Annotated in this window: 21 protein-coding genes; 14 read left to right on the forward strand and 7 right to left on the reverse strand. The window is 71.6% G+C overall.

Annotated elements, in window-relative coordinates; translation table 11 throughout:
- Window positions 1-97: 97 nt before the first annotated feature.
- The gene (locus tag O7610_RS20080; RefSeq protein WP_289211526.1) at window positions 98-1,714 is read right to left on the reverse strand and encodes a C40 family peptidase; all 1,617 of its coding nucleotides are present in this window, start codon (window positions 1,712-1,714) and stop codon (window positions 98-100) included.
- A gap of 295 nt (window positions 1,715-2,009) precedes the next feature.
- Between O7610_RS20080 and mqnE the strand changes: the two genes are divergently transcribed.
- Both mqnE and O7610_RS20090 read left to right on the forward strand, forming a co-directional pair.
- Window positions 2,010-3,179 carry an aminofutalosine synthase MqnE gene (gene mqnE, locus O7610_RS20085; RefSeq protein WP_281555755.1) on the forward strand — a complete coding sequence of 390 codons (1,170 nt, stop codon included), beginning with the start codon at window positions 2,010-2,012 and terminating at the stop codon, window positions 3,177-3,179.
- A 119-nt stretch (window positions 3,180-3,298) separates the two neighbouring features.
- Window positions 3,299-4,519 carry a DUF2254 domain-containing protein gene (locus tag O7610_RS20090; protein WP_289211527.1) on the forward strand — a complete coding sequence of 407 codons (1,221 nt, stop codon included), beginning with the start codon at window positions 3,299-3,301 and terminating at the stop codon, window positions 4,517-4,519.
- Here O7610_RS20090 and O7610_RS20095 read toward each other — a convergent pair.
- On the reverse strand, window positions 4,487-5,701 hold the full coding sequence (locus tag O7610_RS20095) for a cation:proton antiporter domain-containing protein (protein ID WP_281552196.1): 1,215 nt from the start codon (window positions 5,699-5,701) through the stop codon (window positions 4,487-4,489). The two genes, O7610_RS20090 and O7610_RS20095, sit on opposite strands and share 33 nt — an antisense overlap.
- Window positions 5,702-5,865: 164 nt before the next feature.
- On the opposite strand from O7610_RS20095, the gene O7610_RS20100 reads away from it, so the two are divergent.
- A complete protein-coding gene (locus O7610_RS20100; protein WP_281552197.1) occupies window positions 5,866-6,285 on the forward strand; it encodes a hypothetical protein in 420 nt (139 codons plus the stop codon).
- An 8-nt stretch (window positions 6,286-6,293) separates the two neighbouring features.
- Entirely contained in the window at window positions 6,294-6,596 is a 303-nt protein-coding gene (locus tag O7610_RS20105; protein WP_289211528.1) for a DUF4229 domain-containing protein, read from the forward strand.
- A 77-nt stretch (window positions 6,597-6,673) separates the two neighbouring features.
- On the opposite strand, the gene O7610_RS20110 is transcribed toward O7610_RS20105, so the two are convergent.
- The gene (locus tag O7610_RS20110) at window positions 6,674-7,162 is read right to left on the reverse strand and encodes a glutathione peroxidase (RefSeq protein WP_289211529.1); all 489 of its coding nucleotides are present in this window, start codon (window positions 7,160-7,162) and stop codon (window positions 6,674-6,676) included.
- A 172-nt stretch (window positions 7,163-7,334) separates the two neighbouring features.
- Between O7610_RS20110 and O7610_RS20115 the strand changes: the two genes are divergently transcribed.
- A complete protein-coding gene (locus O7610_RS20115) occupies window positions 7,335-7,889 on the forward strand; it encodes a Uma2 family endonuclease (protein ID WP_281552200.1) in 555 nt (184 codons plus the stop codon).
- A gap of 162 nt (window positions 7,890-8,051) precedes the next feature.
- Here O7610_RS20115 and O7610_RS20120 read toward each other — a convergent pair whose 3' ends face one another.
- The 4 genes from O7610_RS20120 to O7610_RS20135 form a co-directional block, all read right to left on the reverse strand.
- Window positions 8,052-9,638, reverse strand: a complete 1,587-nt coding sequence (locus O7610_RS20120) for a ricin-type beta-trefoil lectin domain protein (RefSeq protein WP_289211530.1) — start codon at window positions 9,636-9,638, stop codon at window positions 8,052-8,054.
- 650 nt (window positions 9,639-10,288) lie between these two features.
- Entirely contained in the window at window positions 10,289-10,552 is a 264-nt protein-coding gene (locus tag O7610_RS20125) for a hypothetical protein (RefSeq protein ID WP_281552202.1), read from the reverse strand.
- Between the two features lie 28 nt (window positions 10,553-10,580).
- Entirely contained in the window at window positions 10,581-10,838 is a 258-nt protein-coding gene (locus O7610_RS20130) for a hypothetical protein (RefSeq protein WP_281552203.1), read from the reverse strand.
- Window positions 10,831-10,968 (reverse strand): hypothetical protein, encoded by a 138-nt coding sequence (locus tag O7610_RS20135; protein WP_278173158.1) that lies wholly within the window; start codon window positions 10,966-10,968, stop codon window positions 10,831-10,833. The genes O7610_RS20130 and O7610_RS20135 overlap by 8 nt, the downstream gene beginning before the upstream one ends.
- Before the next feature lie 440 nt (window positions 10,969-11,408).
- On the opposite strand from O7610_RS20135, the gene O7610_RS20145 reads away from it, so the two are divergent.
- The 9 genes from O7610_RS20145 to O7610_RS20185 all read left to right on the forward strand — a co-directional run bounded on the left by O7610_RS20145 (window position 11,409) and on the right by O7610_RS20185 (window position 19,858).
- Window positions 11,409-12,248, forward strand: a complete 840-nt coding sequence (locus tag O7610_RS20145; protein WP_281552204.1) for a helix-turn-helix domain-containing protein — start codon at window positions 11,409-11,411, stop codon at window positions 12,246-12,248.
- On the forward strand, window positions 12,245-12,439 hold the full coding sequence (locus O7610_RS20150) for a DUF397 domain-containing protein (protein WP_278173156.1): 195 nt from the start codon (window positions 12,245-12,247) through the stop codon (window positions 12,437-12,439). The genes O7610_RS20145 and O7610_RS20150 overlap by 4 nt, the downstream gene beginning before the upstream one ends.
- 183 nt (window positions 12,440-12,622) lie before the next feature.
- Window positions 12,623-13,429, forward strand: a complete 807-nt coding sequence (locus tag O7610_RS20155; RefSeq protein WP_281552205.1) for a hypothetical protein — start codon at window positions 12,623-12,625, stop codon at window positions 13,427-13,429.
- Between the two features lie 113 nt (window positions 13,430-13,542).
- Window positions 13,543-14,850, forward strand: coding sequence for an ATP-grasp domain-containing protein (locus tag O7610_RS20160; protein WP_281552206.1), 1,308 nt, complete (start codon window positions 13,543-13,545; stop codon window positions 14,848-14,850).
- Window positions 14,847-15,674, forward strand: a complete 828-nt coding sequence (locus O7610_RS20165; protein WP_281552207.1) for a Rossmann-like domain-containing protein — start codon at window positions 14,847-14,849, stop codon at window positions 15,672-15,674. Before O7610_RS20160 ends, O7610_RS20165 begins: the two co-directional genes overlap by 4 nt.
- Window positions 15,671-16,723 carry a PLP-dependent cysteine synthase family protein gene (locus O7610_RS20170; protein WP_281552208.1) on the forward strand — a complete coding sequence of 351 codons (1,053 nt, stop codon included), beginning with the start codon at window positions 15,671-15,673 and terminating at the stop codon, window positions 16,721-16,723. The genes O7610_RS20165 and O7610_RS20170 overlap by 4 nt, the downstream gene beginning before the upstream one ends.
- Window positions 16,720-17,769, forward strand: a complete 1,050-nt coding sequence (locus tag O7610_RS20175) for a dipeptide epimerase (protein WP_289211531.1) — start codon at window positions 16,720-16,722, stop codon at window positions 17,767-17,769. Before O7610_RS20170 ends, O7610_RS20175 begins: the two co-directional genes overlap by 4 nt.
- Window positions 17,766-19,028, forward strand: coding sequence for an MFS transporter (locus tag O7610_RS20180; RefSeq protein WP_289211532.1), 1,263 nt, complete (start codon window positions 17,766-17,768; stop codon window positions 19,026-19,028). The genes O7610_RS20175 and O7610_RS20180 overlap by 4 nt, the downstream gene beginning before the upstream one ends.
- Window positions 19,025-19,858: a class I SAM-dependent methyltransferase gene (locus tag O7610_RS20185; protein WP_289211533.1), complete on the forward strand. Its 834-nt coding sequence runs from the start codon at window positions 19,025-19,027 to the stop codon at window positions 19,856-19,858. The genes O7610_RS20180 and O7610_RS20185 overlap by 4 nt, the downstream gene beginning before the upstream one ends.
- Window positions 19,859-19,863 lie beyond the last annotated feature (5 nt).

Here is a 19,863-nt window from a genome sequence, read left to right on the forward strand (position 1 = left end):
CCATACCGATGCACCTCGGCACAGCCGGAGTATCGGCGTACCGACCGTGGCCGTCTGTCCGGTCCTGGGCGCAACGGCCCGACCGGAGGACGTACGGTCAGCCTTCCAGCGGGCCTGCGCTCGGCGTGCCGGCCGACGTCGCCGACGCGCTCGGGCCGGCCGACGCGGAACTCGACCCGCTCGGGGTACTGGTCGGCGTCCCGGAGCCACTCGCGTCCGGATCCGGCGTCCCGGAGCCGGGGTCGGTCGGCGATGGACTCGGATCACTCGGCGTCGGCATCGGACCGGGCGTGGACGGGCTGGTCGACGGCGACGGGTCAGGGGACGGCGAATCCGACGGGTCAGGGGACGGCGAATCCGACGGGTCAGGGGACGGCGAGTCGGACGGATCGGGCGACGGCGAATCCGTGGGGTCCGGTGTCGGGTCCGGTGACGGGGTGGGCGTCGGAGTCGGGGTGGGCGTCGGAGTCGGGGTGGGCGTCGGAGTCGGTGCGACCTCGCGGATCACCCGGGTCGCCGCGTAGAACCGGGACCACCAGACGGTGGAGACCTTGACCACGTCTCCGGTGGTCGGCGCGTGCACCATCTTGCCGTTGCCGACGTACATCCCGACGTGGTGCACCGTCGTCCAGCTGGAGCCGGAGGCGAAGAAGATCAGGTCGCCGGGGAGCAGCGCCGACCGGTCCACCTTGTTGTGCCGGGTCGCGTAGTACTGGTCCTTGGCGACCCGGGGCAAGCTGAAGTAGTCGGCACCGGGCGACCGGTACGCCGCCCACATCAGGCCGGAACAGTCGTAGCGATGCGGCCCTTCGGCCCCCCACAGGTACGGCTTGCCGAGCTGCTTGAGGGCGAACTCCAGGGCGGCGACGGCACGGGGATGGGCGGCGGCACCGTCGATCCCGTCGATGCCCTGCCCGATTTCCTGCTCGGCGGCCTCCCGCTGGCGTTCGATCGCCACCAGCTGCTCGGTGTTCTGCTCCTTCAAGGCGAGCAGCGCGGTCTCCCGCTGCTTGAACGTGCCCTCAGTGCTACCGAACTCGCTGCGCAGCGCGTCGACCAGGGCCAGCGCCGCCGTGTAGGTCTGATACGCCTCCTGCTCGGCGGCTGCGGCGAGCGAGACGTCCCGGTTGGCGGCGTCGGTGCCGACGCCGGGCTGCTGGCCCCGCTGCAGTCGGGACAGGGCGCCGAGGCCGTGCAGGTCACCGCGGTACTCGCCGGGCGGCATCGCGGCGGCGTCCTTCAGCGCGTACGACGCCGCGCTGTCCGCGTCCCGCTGCGCCTCGATCAGTGCGGTCCGCGCCTCGCGCAGCGACTGCTCGGCGGCGGCCAGCGCGGTCTCCGCCGCGGTCTGCTCCTGTTCGAGCTCGAGCATCTGCTGACCGAGCAGCGCGACCTCGGTCTCACCGGCGTAGATCTGCGCGGCGAGCGGGCCCTCCACCGGGGTGGGGGTGATGGCCGGCGCGTCGGTCGTCGGTCCGGTGCCGGGCAACTGCAGGCCGCCGGCGGGCACCGGCCGGCTGCCGGTGTCCGGCACGGTCACCGGCTGGGCGTACACCGGGGAGGCGAGGGCGACTGCGGTGACGGCACCGAGCAGGCCGGCCCACAGGGCCGGGCTCAGCCGGACCGGAACGGCGCCGACCATCACGAACCGGCGTTGCCGCCGTGCTCCGCCGTGCCGCTGGCCCACTGCCGCGCCCCTGCTTCTTCGTGCCATGCCCGCTCGCTCCCCGTACGGCGCATTTTGTCCGGTGCCGATGCGCCGGAACCGAGTCGCGCCGCCTGGTGTCGCCTGTCCCACATCGGTCTTACCGCACGGGGCTGCTGATGTCGATGATTCGTGAGGTAACGAGAAGCTGAGAGGTTGGCGACCCGGGCATGACGCAGGTCGCTGTGCCGCCGGGCGAGGAGCCGACCGGCGGTCCCGGGACGTACGCTCGAACGCGGATCACGGCTGATGGTCGTCGACGGCGGGTCGTCGGCGTGGCCGGCCGGGAAGGGGCGTGGCGGACGTGGACGCTGGTCGCAAGCGTGAGCTCGAAGAGAAGGTGTACGCCGGGGAGCGGCTGGACCACACCGACGGGGTGGACCTGTACGCCAGCGACGACCTGGCCTGGCTGGGCCGGCTGGCGCATCATCGGCGGACCGAGCTCAACGGCGACCGGGTGATGTTCAACGTCAACCGGCATCTCAACCTGACCAACGTGTGCAGTGCCTCCTGCGCGTACTGCTCGTTCCAGCGCAAGCCGGGCGAGAAGGACGCGTACACGATGCGCATCGACGAGGCCGTCCGTAAGGCCAAGGAGATGGAGGACGAGCAGCTCACCGAGCTGCACATCGTCAACGGCCTGCACCCGACCCTGCCCTGGCGGTACTACCCGAAGGTGCTGCGCGAGCTCAAGGCGGCGCTGCCGAACGTCAAGCTCAAGGCGTTCACCGCGACCGAGGTGCAGTGGTTCGAGAAGATCAGCGGGCTGCCGGCGGACGAAATCCTCGACGAGCTGATGGACGCCGGCCTGGAGTCGCTGACCGGTGGCGGCGCGGAGATCTTCGACTGGGAGGTCCGCCAGCACATCGTCGACCACGCCTGTCACTGGGAGGACTGGTCACGGATTCACCGGCTGGCGCACAGCAAGGGGCTGCGGACGCCATCGACGATGCTCTACGGCCACATCGAGGAGCCCCGGCACCGGGTGGACCACGTGCTGCGGCTGCGCGAGTTACAGGACGAGACCGGCGGTTTCACCGTCTTCATCCCGCTGCGCTACCAGCACGACTTCGTCGACTCGGCGGACGGCAAGATCCGAAACCGGATCCAGGAGCGCACCACGATGGCGGCACCGGCCGAGTCGTTGAAGACCTTCGCGGTGTCCCGGCTGCTGTTCGACAACGTGCCGCACGTCAAGTGTTTCTGGGTGATGCACGGGCTGTCCGTGGCGCAGTTGTCGCTCAACTTCGGCGTCGACGACCTGGACGGGTCGGTGGTCGAGTACAAGATCACCCACGACGCGGACTCCTACGGCACGCCGAACACCATGCACCGAGAGGACCTGCTGCACCTGATCTGGGACGCCGGCTTCCAGCCGGTCGAGCGGGACACCCGCTACCAGGTGGTACGCGAGTACGACCGGCCGCCGGCGCTGGCCGACCGGCGGGCCGAGCCGCAGCAGATCTGGGCCTGAGCGAGGCCGCCGCAGATCTGGGCCTTGGCGAGCCGGAACGGCAACGCCTTCGAGCGGCCCGGACCGGCCTGATCCGGCCGGCAGGTGTCGACCCGCCCTGGCGTGGGTAGGACGCTGCGGTGAGTCAGCCGCGCGGCATGCTGTCCCGCCTCCGTGGCGTGTGGGGCAGTTTCTGGGCGGTACCGGCGGCGTTCGCGACCGGCGCGGTGCTCGGCGCGATCCTGCTCACCGCCCTGGACCTGCGGCTGCGACTGCCACTGGACGGCTTCCTGCCGAGCGGGCCGGCCGGCGCGAGATCGCTGCTGTCGTCGGTGATCACCGCGATGATCTCGTTCACCGCGCTGGTCTTCTCCATCACGGTGGTCGCGGTGCAGCTGGCTTCCAGCCAGTACTCACCCCGGGTGCTACGGACGTTCCTGCGCGACCGGGTCACCCAGGCCACCCTGGGCACGTTCGTCGCGACGTTCCTGTTCGCGATGGTGGTCCTCGCCGCGCTACCGGGCCGGGCCGAGGCCCGGCTGCCGGCGCTGTCGCTGGCCGTGTCGATGGCCCTGGTGCTGGGCAGCACCGGGATGTTCATCTACTACCTGCACCACATGACCGCGCTGATGCGGGTCTCGCACATGATCGCGACGATCGGGGTGCAGAGCAGGCGCAGCATCGACCGGTGGGCGGCCCGGCCGACCGATCCGACCGGTTCCCCGGACGGCCCGATCGTCGACGTGCTGGCCGCACCGGCCACCGGGGTGGTCGTCGCGGTCGACGTCAATCTGCTGGCGCGGCTCGCCCGCCGGTACGGCTGCGCTCTCACGGTCGAGCGGATCCCGGGCGAGTTCGTGGTGGCCGGCATGCCACTGGTCGCCGTGCACGCCGTCGGTGACGCCCCGCCGGGCCCGGTTGACGCGACGCTGGCCGGGCAGGCCGTCGAGGTCGGCGTCGAACGGGTACCCGGCCAGGACGTCGGCTTCGGGCTACGGCAGCTCGCCGACATCGCCGAACGGGCGCTCTCGCCCGGCATCAACGACGCCACCACCGCCGTCCGCGCCCTGCAGGAGGCGCACGACCTGCTACGCCGACTGGCCGACCGGCCGGACCGACCGCGGATCGTCCAGGACGACGACGGGACGGTCCGGGTCCACGTCCGCCGGCAGTCGTTCGCCAGCCACCTCGCCACCTCGATCACCGACGTCCGGCGGGCCGCCACTGACCAGCCGAGGGTCATCGAGCTGATCGACAGCATTCTCGCCGACCTGACCACGGCGGTCCGGCCCGAGCACCGGCCGGACATCCAACGGTGCCAGGCGGCCTCACCGGTCGCCGACACCACGGGACATCGCTGAGTACCAGCGGCGACCGGCGGTGGCGGTCACCCCGTGCGCCAGGGTGCTGGCCGCGATCACCAGCGTCCCGGCCGCCCACAGCCGGGAATCCGTCGCCCCCTCGGCGTAGCTGTACGTCAGGTAGAACAGGGCGGACACGCCGATCGGGCCGAACCAGCCGAGAAACACGGTGTCCCGCCACGACATGCCCAGCGCCGGCCGCAGGGCCAGCACCACCGGCAGCCGGCGCAGCAGTAGCACGGCCACCGGGAACGCCACGACGGGCCAGCCGAGCTCCAGCCACTGCCGCCACGGGACCACCAGACCCAGCAGGAAGAACACCGGCAGGACGAGATACCGGGTGAGCGCGTCGTCGAGTTGCTGCTCGGACGCCCGGGACCGGCGGCCGATCATCCGGTTGTAGGCCAGGCCGGTGACGAACACGGCGAGGATCGCGTCGGTACCGGCGACCCGGGCGACGCCCAGGGCGGCCACGCCGAGAACCACGGCGAAGACCAGCAGCGAGCCCTGGTCGACCTGCTCCCGCGCCTCGGCGGCCCGTACCGCCCAACCGGCCAGGTAGCCGACCGCCCCGCCGACCAGAACCGCCCCGCCGACGCCCCAGGCCGCCTCGACCGCCTGCTGGCCGGCCGGCCGGGCGGCGGCTGCGATCAACGCCAGCGCGACCAACAGGTACGCGAGCCCGTCGTTGATCCCGGACTCACCGCTGATCACCTGACGCAGCCGGGCCGGCAGTGCCCGTTCGGCTGGTGTCCCGGACACGACGCTCGACGCCAGCACCGGGTCGGTCGGGGTCAGGCAGACCCCGAGGAGCACCGCCAGGGCGACCGGTAGGCCGAGCAGCAGCCAGGCCAGACCGGCGCTGACCACCGCCATCCCGACCATGCCCAGGGTCAGCAGCACCCCGACCGGGCGGGCCACCATCAGATATCCGGTGGCGGGAAACCGCAGCGCCACCGCCATCAGCGACACGGCCAGCAGAATCCGGCTGGCCTCCCGGAGCAGGCCGGTGGTGTCGTGGTCGGACGGATCGATCAGCCCGGACACCGGGCCGACCAGGATGCCGAGCAGCAACGCGAGCAGCGGTTCGCTGACCGGCGCGCGGCGGATGGCGCTCGACCAGAAGGCCAGCAGTACGGCGAGCACGCCGACCAGCGCGTAGCTCAGGTGCAGCGGGTGCATCCGGACACCTCCACCGCAGCGGCCAGCGGTTCATACCTGGCAGCGCCGACCCTCGGTGCCCCGTGCCATCGGGGGTCGGCAGTCACCTGGGCCGGTTATCCGGATGCCGGCTTGGCAAACCTGGTCCGGGTGCGGCACAAGCTCAGGCGTACCCTCATGGGGTCATGACGGAATCGAAGAGCGACAGTCTCCCGCGCCGGGACGCCGCAGGTCGGGTCGCCGCGTTGCCGGATCTGCTCGGCGTGGTCGGCGCCGGACTGGTGATCGGACTGGTCGTGCTGCTGCTGTTCGACGGCGTGTTCACGCTGATCGGCGACGGCCGACTCGGCCAGTCGAACGGCTGGCTGGCGGTGATCCTGCCGGCGTGGCTGTTCGCCGACGACTTCCGGGCCTGGGCCGGCGGCTCCGCCCGGTTCGTCGCCGCTGCCGTCGCGACCGGGGTCGGGGTCACGTCCGGGCTGCTCGCCGCCGGGATAGCGGCCGAGCTGCCGGCGACGGCCGGCGGCGCAATCGGGGCGGCGGTCTTCGCCCTGGTGTACGCGGCGGTCTGGTTCCATGGCGTCCGGTGGCTGGACGGCCGGTGAGGAGAGGCATGAGCCCTGCGGTGAAGTACACGCTCGGCCGGATCGGGCTGTTCGTGGTCGTCGTGCTGGCCCTCTGGCCGATCGACATCAACATTTTTCTGAAACTTATGATCGCGGTCATTTTCTCGGCCGCGCTGTCCTGGTTTCTGATGCGCGGCTGGCGGGACGAGATGGCGCAGCAGATCGCCGAGTCCGCCGAGCGCCGCCGGTCCGAGAAGGAACGGTTGCGGTCCGCGCTGGCCGGCGAGGACCAGACCGACGGTACGGCCGGCAGGTCCGGTACGGCCGGCAGGTCCCAGGAGGATTCCTAGCATTCGCCCCGGCCCGGTGACCGTACGGCCGGCCGACCCCAGCCCAGGGCCGGCCGGTACAACGCGGCAGTCCTGCCCTAGCCGGGCAGTTGTGCCTCGATCGCGGCGACCACCGCGTCGTCGGTCGGCTCGACCCGGGGCCGGAACCGGCCGACCACCCGGCCGTCCGGCGCAATCAGGAACTTCTCGAAGTTCCACTGGATGTCACCGGCCGTACCGTCGGCATCGGCGGTTTCGGTCAACTCGGCGTAGACCGGGTGTCGGCCGGGTCCGTTGACCTCGATCTTGGCGAACATCGGGAACGTCACCCCGTACGTCGCCGAGCAGAACTCCTGGATCTCCTCGGCGCTGCCCGGCTCCTGGCCGCCGAACTGGTTGCACGGGAAGCCGACCACCGAGAAGCCCCGGTCGGTGTACCGCTCGTGCAGCTGCTCCAGGCTGGCGTACTGCGGGGTCAGCCCGCACTTCGACGCCACGTTGACCACCAACAGTGCCTTGCCGGCGAAGTTCCCCAACGAGCCGGGCTGCCCGGCCAGGGTGGTGAGTGGAATGTCGTAGATCCCCACGTCTCGATCCTCTCTCCCGCCCGGTGCGCTCACACCGGCCGGCCGTCGTGCAGGTAGGCGACGTGTCCGTGATCGGCCGCCGCGAGTGCGCACCGCACCCGCCTGCCAACATAAGCCGCCGCAGCCTTCCGACCGCCTCGGGGCGGACGAACTGGTTGGTAGGCTCGAAACCATGAACCAGCCCGTACTCGCCTACCGATGGAGTCGGAGCGAGTTCGTGCGCGCCTTTGAAGCGGGTGCCTTCGACCGCCGGGTCGAGCTCGTCGAAGGAGAGATCTGGCCAGTGGTGATCGGTTCGTGGCACGGCGACACCGTCGGTCAACTGCTGGCGCTGCTGCCACGATCCGGGGTGCGGGTGACGACTGCGACCCTGCCGACCGGGGAGTCGCTTCCCGACCCGGACTGCTGGGTGCGTCGAGCCGACGCGGATCCGATCGGGTCCGTCGGGACCCGGCTGTCGGTCTGGGACGCCGCCGACGTGCTGCTCGTGGTCGAGGTCGCCGACGAGACCGCGATCCAGGACCTCAACGTCAAGGCCAGGCTCTACGGTCAGGCCGGTTACCCCGTGTACTGGGTGGTCACCCAGGAGGCGATCTACGAACACACCGGTCCTGTCGCAACCGGGTACCGCACGCGGGTCGAGTACCGGCACGGTGAGCGCATCCCGGTTCCGTACACCCGGATGGACCTCGCGATCGACGACCTGATCGCCCCGCGTCTCGGTTGACCGCCCCATTCCCTTTCCCATCTCGTGGTTCCGCCTCATCCTGATACATCTGCGGCCTACTCGGACGATCGACCCGGCTGCCCTGTCGACGAAGGGTGCCCGTGATGCCGGCGGCATCACGGGCACCTGGTGCCGCCGGTATCAGCACCGCGGTTCGGTCGGTCAGCCGCGCCGCCACTTCTGGTTGGCGCCGCCGTGGCACTCGTAGATGATCAGGCGGGCACCGTCGGCGGTGTTCCAGTCGACCACGTCGACGCACTTGTTGGCCTGCGGGTTTACCAGGTCACCGGCGCCGGAGAGCACCCACTGCTGGGCCGGGTTGCCACTGCAGTTCGCGAGCTGCACCACGGCGCCGTTGGCGGTCGAGCCCCAGGCGACGTCCATGCACAGGCCCAGCGCCCGGATGGTGCCGTCGCCGGGGAAGGTCCAGTTCTGCGCGTTGGTGCCGTTGCACCGGTACAGCTGCAGGTACTGGCCGTCGACTCCGTTGGAGTTCGGTACGTCGATGCACTTGTCGGCGAGCCCGATGATCCGGCTGGTCGAACCGCCGCCGGTGGTGGTCAACGACAGCCTGTAGCGGGAAAGGATCTCGTTGACCGGCTGGTAGACGGTGGTGCCGCCGGAGCTGCAGTTGCCGCCGGCGCCGGAGGTGACGCCCTGCGCCTGGGTGCCGGCGAGGAACGAGCCGCCGGAGTCACCGGGCTGCGCACAGGCGCTGCTGGAGACCAGTCCGTAGACGAGCTGGCCTGAGTAGTTGACGGTGACATTCTTGGCGGTGATGGTGCCGCACCGCCAGCCGGTGGTCCGGCCGGACCGGCAGACGGCGGCCCCGACCGCCGCCTCCTGGGAGCCGGTGACGTTGACCGTGCCGCCGCCGTAGTTGTTCACCCAGGGCCGGGGCACCCAGTTGGCGTTGGTCTGCACCCAGGCCAGGTCGTCGCCGGGGAACGACGACCCCCGGAAGGTGCCCTGCGCGACCCCGCTGCCGGCGGTGGAGGCCCCGACGCCGCCACAGTGGCCGGCGGTGACGAATCCACCGGCGACGGCGAAGCCGACCGAGCAGAGCACACTGTCGTTGATCACGTACTGGTCGCCGCCCCGAATGTCGTACACCGGGCGGTAGGCGTCGTCGCTGCGTACCACCGATGTGGCGGCGGTGGGCAGCCCGGCGGCGCGGGCGAAGCCGGCCGCCGCCGCGACGTCGGCGGCCTCGATGGTCACCGTGTTGGTGACCGGGTCGACGTACCAGGAGTGCACGGCGGTGTCGGCGCTGGCGGCCTGTCGGTCGAGTCCGGCGGCGAGCCGGTCCAGCTCGGCGAGGCTGCGGGTGACGGTCCGGGGCTCGGCACCGGCTGCGCGGACCCGGGCGGCCTGCGCCGGGTCGGTCACCCCGACGACGACGGTACGGCCGTCGTCGGCGACCCAGGTGCCGGCGTACGCGTCGGCCAGTTCGGTGCGCAGGCGGTGTTCGATCGGTACGGCGGCCGCCTCGACGGCGAGCCGGGTGGCCAGTTGGTCCGGGGTGAGGTCGAGATCCCGGCGCAGCGCGGCGATCTGGCCGGCGGGCAGCGCGGCCATATCGGCGGTTGCGGCGGAGTCGGCCGGATCGGCGATCTCGGTGGCGGCGGCCGGCGCGCTCGTGGCGGGGCCGGAGGTGCCGGCGGTCGGCGCGGCGGCGGCCGGTGGCGGTACGGCGAGCAGGCTGGCGCTCAGGGTCAGGCCCAGCAGCGCACCCAGCTTGCGGTTCATCTGCATACCTCCGAGAGGTCGATGTGAGCAAGTCGTGAGAGCGCTCTCAGGAAGGAAAGTTTACTAATTGACAAACTTCTGTCAATATCCACAGAGGTCGACCCGATCACCTACGGTCGGAGACCGTCGACGGATGCCGCCGGCGGACGGGTTCGGCCGGGGTCGGGCTGGATTCGCCCGGTGCGCCGCGGACCGGTTCTCCTGACCGCCGCAGGCGGCTGCGCCGTGCCGCGCTGGCCCGACTCCGGTCATGGCGCGGTCAGCCACGCGGTCGTCGACGTACTCGGGAACGCGTTGGCCAACCGGGTCAGCTCGGCGGTCCGCCAGCCTGCCGCCGGCGCCGCGTCATTGACAGCCCGTCGACGGCCAGCATGATCACGCCATGGCGTGCCCACGACAGTTCTGCGAGGACGACATCGGGGACGTCCGACAGTGAGGTGTACGGAGCCGACGGCACAGATCCCCTCTTCCCCGGCTTCGAGGATCACCGACGCCACCGGCACCGCCGGGCTGACCGGCACCGACGCCACGAGTTGAAGGTGAGACACCTTTCCCGCCGACTGAAAGGTATCTCACCTTCAACTGATCTTGGTGATCCCGGCCGGGCGGGCAGGTGACCCCGGCTTGGTGGGTGTCGGGGCGTGCGTCGGTCAGGGTGAGCCGTGCAGGACGACCCGGTAGCCGAGTTGCTGGCCGTAGGTCATCAACGGGCGCAGGGTCGGGACGAGTTCGGTGGCCTGCGTGGACCAGTGGTGTCCCCGGTTGCTGTCGAATCGGCGGTGGCGGGCAGATGCCGTCTGTCGCTGTCGCCGCAACTCGCGTCGCAGGTGGTGCAGCCGCTTGGACGCCGTGGACCGGCCGGAGCGCCAGTCGAGCCAGCGTAGCCACCAGTCACGTAGCATCTCGGTGATCATTTCTCTCCCTTGATCAATTGGTCGATGGTCAGGTTTCCGTGCGCCGGGGTAGTCGGTAGAGTCCGTGGCGCTGGACGAATATCTCCCGCCGTTCGGCTGCGTTGCCGTGGCGGTCGATGACGTATCCGGTGATCCAGATCCACCCGTCGTAGGTCCACTTCCGGTCGACGGCGATGACCCGGAGTCGGATGGCGCGGTCATCGGCGAACTGGACGCTGGCTTCCCGGCCGATGATCAGCACGTCGCCGGGTTTCGGCTCCGGTGTGGCGAGTAGCCGGCTACTCACCAGGCCGATCCGCCATCGGGTACGTCGTACGCCCGCAGTCCGGGCACCACCTGGACTTGACCTTGAACGACCACAACCCCGCGCAGAAGCCGAGCAGCGCCGCGCTGAACAACGCTCCCACTTCCATCATCGACATCCCCTCCTGTGGGATCGACACAGCATCAGCGCCACCACCCAATGAACCGCCAGTACAGGTACCCGGACCTGTGCAGCGGCAGATCGGTCATGGCGTCTATCAGGCACGTGGCCATGTAGACCGACAGCGACACCCGTGCGCCGGTGTACTCGGCGAGGAGCTCCTGACGGCGCGCGTCGCACGGCCATGGAAGTCCGCACTTCGCACACATCCAGTGGGGACGATCCGGAGTGTGCGTGCTCACTGGGCTTCCTTCGGCCAGTGCCCCCGGTTGATAGGGACGTGTTGAGACATGCCCGCTCCCTCGCATCTGCGCGATGTGGCTCGTGCGTCCATTTTGCGCGCGCACTTTTGTGGAGTCAAGGATTGGCAGCCATCTAGGATTGACGAAATATGGATGGCCGAGAACGAGGCGTCAGGAGCAGAATGTGGGCATGACGAGCCCGACCTTCGTGCGGTTCCAGCTCGGCGTGCAGCTCCGCCGAGCACGCGAGGAAGCCAACGTGACCACCGAGAAGGCAGCTGACACCATCGAAGTCTCGGCAAGCACCTTGCGCCGCATCGAGCAGGGCAGGGTCGGGCTGAAGGGTCCGGCGCTGAACGCCCTACTGGACCTGTACGGCGTGGCCGACGCCGAGCTGCGCGAGACCCTGCTGTCGATGGCGCGGAGCGGCAAGCAACGCGGCTGGTGGGCGAAGTACGGAGACCTGCCGAACTCGTACCGGCAGTACATCGGACTGGAGTCCGCCGCCACGACGATCCAGAACTTCGAGACGCTCGTGGTGCCCGGCCTGCTGCAGACCGTCGACTACACCCGTGCGATCACGGTCGCTGACGCATCGCAGCCCACACCGCAGGCCGTAGAGGAACGGGTAGCGGTCCGCGTGGAGCGACAGAAGCTGCTCACCGAGGAGAAGCTCCGCCTGGTCGCGGTCATCGACGAGGCAGTGCTGCACCGCCGGATCGGCGGACCGGAGATCATGACCAACCAGCTGACAGCGCTGCTCGAAGCCCAGGACCGGTGGAACGTGATCATTCAGGTCATCCCGTTCGGGGAGGGTGCATACGCCTCGATGCTGTCGAGCTTCCACATCCTCAGCTTCGACGAGGGGCCGGGGGTGGTCTACATCGAAGGGCTGACCGGAGACCTCTACGCTGAAGGTGAGGATGTGCAGAGGTGCGCCAAGGTCTTCGACGACCTGCGGGCATCTGCCCTGTCACCCGCAGCATCGGCCGAGATGATCAAGGACCTCCGGGATAGGGAGACACCATGAAGGCACTCGACAACCAGTGGCGCACGAGCAGCCGCAGCGGCGGCAACGGTGCCTGCGTGGAGGCACGGTACGTCGACCAGGCCGCCCAGGTGCGTGACAGCAAGGACCAGGCTGGGCCGGTGCTGTCCTTCACCCCGGCCCAGTGGACCGGCTTCGTCCAGGACATCAGGACCGGCAGGTTCGAAGCCTGATACCCGTCCGACCGCTGGCCCGGCAAGCGAAGGCCAGCGGTGCTGCTCCGTCGATGTCCGCCTGGAGCGTTGGTAAGCGATCCGACCGCTGGCAGAGGGGCGAGCTAGATTCGCCCGGTGCGTCGCGGACCGGTTCTCCTGACCGCCGCAGGCGGGTGCGCCGTGATCCACGTCGCTGGCGTTTTGACAGCCAGCCCGGCCTGGCGCTACGCCGAGGTGCTGGCGATCGGCCTGCTCGTCGCCTACGCCGTGGCCAGCGGGCTGCCGACGCCACGTTGGGCGGTGCCGGCGGCGCTCGCCGTCCTGATGCTGGACGCCGTCCGGACGATGCCCGGTGACCGCGCCGAGGGCCACGGCTGGCAGGTGCTGCGGCCGGATACCGCCGGCGTCGACCGATTCGCCGGCGTCGAGGCGGGCCTCGCCCTCTGCTGGGCGTCGCTGACCGCAGTGGCGGTGCTGGTCGCGGCGTGGCACCGCCACCCCCGGCGGCGCCGGCCAGCAGTCGCCACAGCGCTGGCAGCCGTGGTGATCACCGGGTACGCGGCGATCCGGATCATCGCCAGCTGGCTGACCATGGCGATCAACCACCGCGACCATTCGACCGGAGCGGACCTGGCCGGCTCGGTGATCGCCGTGAGCCTGGCGGTGCTGCCGCCGTTGGGGCTCGGGTTGGCCGCGCTGGCGCTCGCCACGGCGCTGGCCGGGCACCGCCGGTGGCTCGCCTCGGCCGGGGCGGCGCTGCTCGCCGTCACCGCGCTGCCCCATGTGGACGCGGCCATCCGGGCCGTGCCGCTGCCCCTGCACGCGGGCGACCAGCTGGCCTGGTCCGCCGCCTACGCCATCGGGTCCACGCCGTCGACGCCGTACCCGGTCACGGCGCTCATCACGCTGCTGGAACTGACCGCGTACCTGCTGCTCGTCACGGGCTTGGCCGATTTCCACCCGCCGACATCCACTGCCCGGACCGAGGCAGACCAGTCGCGGCGGTGAGCCCTCGGGGCCGCTGCCGCACTCGCTGACCGGCTGCCGGGCAGCGTGCGCCTATCCTCAGTAAACGATAACCGTTACCATCACCATGCCGGTTTCCGAGCGAGGAGGCGTCGATGGCGCATGTGCTGCTGGTGGAGAGCTGGGTCGGTGCGATGGCGCATCTGCTGCCCAGGGCCGTGCTGGAGGCCGGTCACCAGTTCTCCTTCCTGACCCGCGACCTGCACCACTACCTGCGCAGCGCACCGGCCGGGGGTGCACATCCGTTGCTCGCCGCGCACAATGTACTGACCGCCGAGACCAACGAGCTGCCCGGACTGCTGGAGCACACGGAACAGCTGCACCGGGCGCTGCGCTTCGACGGCGTGCTCACCTCCTGCGACTACTACCTCGACACCGCCGCCCAGCTGGCCGCCCACCTAGGACTGCCCGGCGCGGACCCAGAGGCGGTGCGCCGGGCGTACCGCAAGGACCTCGCCCGGGCGGCGATGGACGCCGCCGGCGTGCCGCAACCCCGGTACGCGCTCGCGCAGAGCTGGTCCGACGTCGCGCAGGCCGCCCGGGAGCTGGGCTTCCCGTTGGTGGTCAAACCGGTCGACCTCTGCGCCGGCATGTACGTGCGCGAAGTCGCCGACGAGGCCGGGCTACGGGCGGCGTTCAACGCCCTCACCGGGTTCCCGGTCAACGCCAGACGCCAGCCCCGGGTGCCGACGGTGCTGCTGGAGGAGCTGCTGTCCGGTCCGGAGGTGAGCGTGGAGACGGTCACCGTGGACGGACACACGACGGTCGTCGGGGTGACCGACAAGAGCCTCGGCGGCGCCTCGGGGTTCGTCGAGACCGGACACATGTTCCCGGCGGTGCTCGACCCGGCGACCACCCGCCGGGCCGGTGAGGTGGCGGTGGCCGCGCTGGCGGCGGTCGGGCTGGACCGCGGGGTCGCCCACACCGAGCTGCGACTGACCCCGGCCGGGCCCCGGGTGGTCGAGGTCAACCCCCGGCCGGCCGGCAACCAGATCACCGAGCTGGTGCGCCGGGTCACCGGCATCGACCTGCCCATGGTGTACGCGCAGCTGGCGCTCGGCGAGACCGCCGACCTCACACCCGCCGACACGGGCGTACGCAGCGCGGCGATCGCATTCGTACTGCCGCCGCGCCCCGGTGTCATCGCCCGGGTTGACGGAACCGGGGCCTGGCAGACCGACCCACGGGTGGTCGACTGGTCGGTGAAACCCGCCGGCCACCGGGCCGGGGACAGCAGCAGCAACAACGACTACCTGGGCCACGTCATGGTTGTCGACACGGCCGGGACCGACGCGCGGACCATCGCCGACGGCCTGGCCGCACAGGTACGCGTCGGGTACGTCGACGACGACGGCACCGACCGGCACCGGTTCGCCGCCACGCCGGCCGGAGCGGCGGTATGACGGCCGTGTCGCCGGCCCCGCCGGCGTACCGGTCCCTCGCCGCGCTGATCGACGCGGTACAGGCCGGACGGCACGGCGTGGACCCGACCCGCTGCCAGGTCAGTGTGGGGTTCGTGACCAGGCAGGGCGCGAGGCACGCGAATCGGCTGCGCGGCTACCGCAACCAGGTGCTGAGCCTGCGGGTCGACGCGGCGGTCGGCTCCTGCGCGGTCGAGCCCGGCGCGCTGCCCGACGAGGTCGTCTACGACTGTGTCGGCGCCTCGGTCGCCGACCTGCTCGCGCATCCGCTGCTGCCGGTGCGGGTGGCCGCGCTCGACGCGTACCTGATGGCGCAGCGGCCACACGCCGAGGTGGCCGACACCGTGGTCACCGTGCCCGCCGGCAGCTCGCTGGCCAAGTCGCAGACCCGGGCCGCCGCCGTGGTCGACCTGCTGCCGCCGACCGGCGGCCCGGTCCTGGTCGTCGGGGTGGTGAACTCGCTGCTGGCCCGGCTCCGCGCCGCCGACCGGCGGTACCTGCCGTGCGACCTGGCCGGCGGCCACACCGAATGGGACGAGCCGTGTCTGCCCGACGCGGCGGCGCTGCTGGACCGCTGCGACGCGATCCTCGCCTCGGGGATGACGCTCGGCAACGGCACCTTCGAGCCGCTGCTGACCCACGCCGCCGCCGAGGGCAAGCCGTTCGTGACGTTCGCGCAGACCGGCAGCGCCGTGCTGCCGTGGTTCCTCGGCGCTGGGCTGACGGCGGTGTCGGCCGAGCCGTACCCGTTCTTCTGGCTCGACGGCGGACCGACGACCCTCTACCGGTACGGGGTGTCCGGGTGAGCGCCCCGCAGCTGCTGAACCTGGTGGGGCACACCCCGCTGATCTACGTCGACGCGCCGCTGCCGCACCCGCACGGCGGCTTCTGGGCGAAGGTCGAGTCCGCCGCGCCGGGTGGGATGAAGGCCCGCGCGGCGGTGGCGATGCTGGTAGGCGCGCGGCGGCGCGGCGAACTCCGCGACGGCGCACCGGTGGTGGAATCGACCAGCGGCACCCTCGGCATCGGGCTGGTCTTCGCCGGGCAGGCCCTCGGCCACCCGGTGGTGCTGGTTGTCGACCGGGAGCTGGAGCCGTCGATGCGGGCGCTGCTACGCGCGTACGGAGCCCGGCTGGAGGTGGTCGAGCAGCCCCACCCGACAGGTGGCTGGCAGCAGGCCCGCCGGGAACGGCTGACGCAGGTGCTGGCGACGCTGCCCGGCGCGTACTGGCCGGACCAGTACCACAACCCCGACAACGTCGCCGGGTACGCGAGCCTCGGTGACGAGATCGCCGCCCAGGTCGACACCGTCGACGTGCTGGTCTGCAGCGTCGGCACCGGCGGGCACAGCGCCGGGCTGGCCCGGACGCTGCGCCGGCACTGGCCGCAGCTGCGGCTGATCGGCGTGGACACCATCGGCTCGACGATCTTCGGCCAGCCGGCCCGACGGCGGGTGATGCGCGGGCTGGGCAGCAGCATCTTCCCGAACAACGTGGACTATCCGGCGTTCGACGAGGTGCACTGGCTGGGCCCGGCGGAGGCGGTGGACACCTGCCGGCGGCTGGCCCGGACGGCGTTCGTCACCGGCGGATGGTCCACCGGCGCGGTCGCCAGGGTCGCCGCCTGGGTGGCCCGCACCCAGCCGGACACCCGGGTGCTGGCGGTCTTCCCCGACGGCCCGCACCGCTACCTCGACTCCATCTTCGACGACGGCTGGTGCGGCCGGCACGGGCTGCTCGGCCCCACCCCCGGCCATCCGGTCGAGATACCGCACCCCGGTGCGGTGGAGGTCACCCGGTGGAGCCGCTGCCGGGTGGTCGGCGACCCGGTACGCCACGAGCGGGTGCCGGCATGAAACTGTCCTGGCACTCCTACCGGCTGGTGCTGCGCGAGCCGCTGCGGATCTCCCGTTCGGTGATGGCCCACCGCGAAGCGGTCCGGCTCACCGTCACCCACGACGGGCTCACCGGCCACGGCGAGGTCGTCACCAGCGGCTACTACGGACTCGACCGGGCCGCGATCGAACGTACCTGTGCCGGCTGGACCGGCCGACTCGCCGGCTGTTCGGATCCGGCGGCCCTGCGCGACGAGCTGAGCACCTTCGACGGACCCGCCGGGGTGCTCGCGGCGCTGGACACCGCCGTGCACGACCTGCTCGGCCAGGCCCGGGGGCTGCCGGTGCACCGGCTGCTGCAAGCACCGGCACCGACTCCGGTGGCCACGGCGTACACGATCGGGCTGGTGCCGGTCGCGGACGCGGCGGCGACCGCGCGTCGGCTGGTCGCCGCCGGGTTCGCGGTGCTGAAGGTGAAAGCCGGTGACGACGCCGACGTGGCCCGGGTGGCGGCGGTACGCGCCGAGGCGCCGACGGCCCGGCTGCTGCTCGACCCCAACGGCGGCTGGTCCGCCGAGCAGGCGGTACGGCGGCTCGACGCGCTCACCCCGTACCGGATCGACGCCGTCGAGCAGCCGATCCCGCCGGGTCGGCCCGACCTGCTGGCCCGGGTGGCCGCCCGCACCGCGATCCCGGTCGTCGCCGACGAGGACGCCGAGCGCCTCGCCGACCTGGACCGGCTCACCGGATCGGTCGCCGGGGTGAACGTCAAGCTGGCCAAGTGCGGCGGGATCGTCGCCGCCACCCGGATCGTCGAGGCGGCCAGGGAACGCGGCCTGGACATCATGCTCGGCTGCCTGGTCGCCAGCACGCTCGGCGTCGCACCGGCCGTGCATCTGGCCGGCCTCGCCCGCTGGGTCGACCTGGACGGGCACCTGCTGATCGCCGATGACCCGTGGACCGGGATCGGCGGCCACGACGGCGTGCTGCGCCTGGCGGACACCCCCGGACTGGGCGTGACGCCGACGGCGACGACCGGATCCGGCGTGGCGGAGGCGGTGCGGTGAAGGCGACCTGGACGACGCTGACCAGTTTTCCACCGGCGATCCGGCTGCTGGTGGTCAACCAGCTCGGGGTCAACGTCGGCTTCTACATGCTGCTGCCCTACCTGGCCGGTTACCTGCGCGACGACATCGGCCTGTCGGCCACCCTGGTCGGCCTGGTCCTCGGGGTACGCAACCTGAGCCAGCAGGGACTGTTCCTGGTCGGCGGATCGGCCGCCGACCGGCTCGGCGCACGTGGCGTGATCATCGCGGGCTGCGGGCTGCGGGCGGTCGGCTTCGCGGTGTTCGCGGTCGGCGGGTCGCTGCCCGCACTGCTGGCCGCCTCGGTGCTGACCGGGCTGGCCGGGGCGCTGTTCAACCCGGCGGTACGCGCCTACCTCGCCGAGGCCGCCCCCGAGCGCCGGGCCGAGGCTTTCGCCCTGTTCAACGTCTTCGCCAGCGCCGGTGCGCTGCTCGGGCCGCTGCTCGGCAGCGCGCTGCTGCTGGTCGACTTCCGGGCCGCCGCGATCGGCGCGACGGTGGTGTTCGCCGCGCTGACCGTGGCGCAACTGCTGGTGCTGCCACCGCACCCGGTGACCCGCAGCGGGCAGAGCGTCGGCCGGGACTGGCGGGAGGCGCTGACCGACGGTCGGTTCCTGGCGTTCACGGTGGCGTTGAGTGCGCTGTTCGCCCTGCAGACCCAGCTGTACCTGGTGCTACCGGTGCAGGCCGAGGCCGCCGCCGGCACCGCGCTGGCGGTGGCGGCACTCTTCGTCGTGTCCACGGTGGTCACTCTCGTCTGGCAGGTGCGGTTGACCGGCTGGCTGCGCCAGCGGGGCAGCCGTGGGGTGTCCATCGCGGCCGGGTCGGCGGTGGCCGGTCTCGGATTCCTGCTGCCGCTGCTGCCGGTGACCGGCCCGCCTCCGGTGCGGGCGCTGCCGACGCTGGTCGCCGCGCTGGCGCTGGCGGTCGGTGTGATGATGGCGCAGCCGTTCGTGTTGGAGCTGGTGCCCGGCTTCGCCCGCGACGGGCTGACCGGCACCTACTTCGGCGTGTTCTACCTGGCCTCCGGGGTTGTGGCGGCGCTGGCCACCACCGCCGTCGGCCGGTTCATGCAGACCGGTGGCCAGCCGGACGGGGCGGCGCAGGGCGTACCCGCCGGAGCGTGGCTGCTCTGCGCCGGGCTGGGCCTGGCCTGCGGCGCCGCTGTGTGGGCGCTGCACCGCCGGGGCCTGCTCGCCCCACGTACGGTGCCGACCACCGCCGGAAAGGCGGCCCGGTGAGCGGGCCGGTGGTCGGGGGCGGGCCGGTGGTGTCGGACGGCAACCTGCTCACCGACAACCCGCAGCTGTACGAGGCCCAGTTTCCCGACCCGGAGCACCGGGCGGCACGGTTCGTGGCCGACCTGGTCGACCGGTTCGCGCCCGGACCGCCCGGCCGGCGGCTGCTCGACCTCGGCTGCGGCACCGGCCGCGACGCCGGGTACCTCGCCGACGCCGGCTTCGACGTCACCGGGCTGGACCTGTCCACCCGGATGCTGGCCTACGCCCGCCGCCGCCACCAGCGGGTCCGGTTCGTCGAAGGTGACCTGCGTACCTTCGACCTCGGTCACCGCTTCGACGTGGTCACCTGCCTGGACAGTGCCCTGCTGTACTGCCACGACAACGCCGACCTGACCACCGCGCTGGCAAACTGCCGACGGCAGCTGACCCCCGGCGGGCTGCTCGTCGCCGAGATGCGCAACGGCGCGTACTTCCTCGGCAACACCGACCTGGTCGACGGGCCCAGCATCCGGTCGGTGCGCTGGCAGGGCGTCACCTACACGTCCCGTACCACCTTGTGGATCGACGCCGCGGCGCAGCTGCTGCGCCGCCGTCGGATGTGGACCTGGCCGGGTGCGGAGCAGGAACTCGTGCAGAATTCCGCATGGCGGCTGCTCTTCCCGCAGGAGCTGCGCCATCTGCTGGAGGGCGCCGGGTTCGACGTCCTCGCCCTGTTCGACGCCCCCGGCCCGCGTACCGAACCGCCCTGGCGTCCCGGCGCCGAGCTGGCGACCGGCCTACGCGGCGACCGCCTGCACCTGGTCGCCCGCCGCCGCGACGAAGCGGCCTGAAATCC

Origin of the sequence: Solwaraspora sp. WMMA2065 (assembly GCF_030345075.1) — a bacterium.
Taxonomy (GTDB): domain Bacteria; phylum Actinomycetota; class Actinomycetes; order Mycobacteriales; family Micromonosporaceae; genus Micromonospora_E.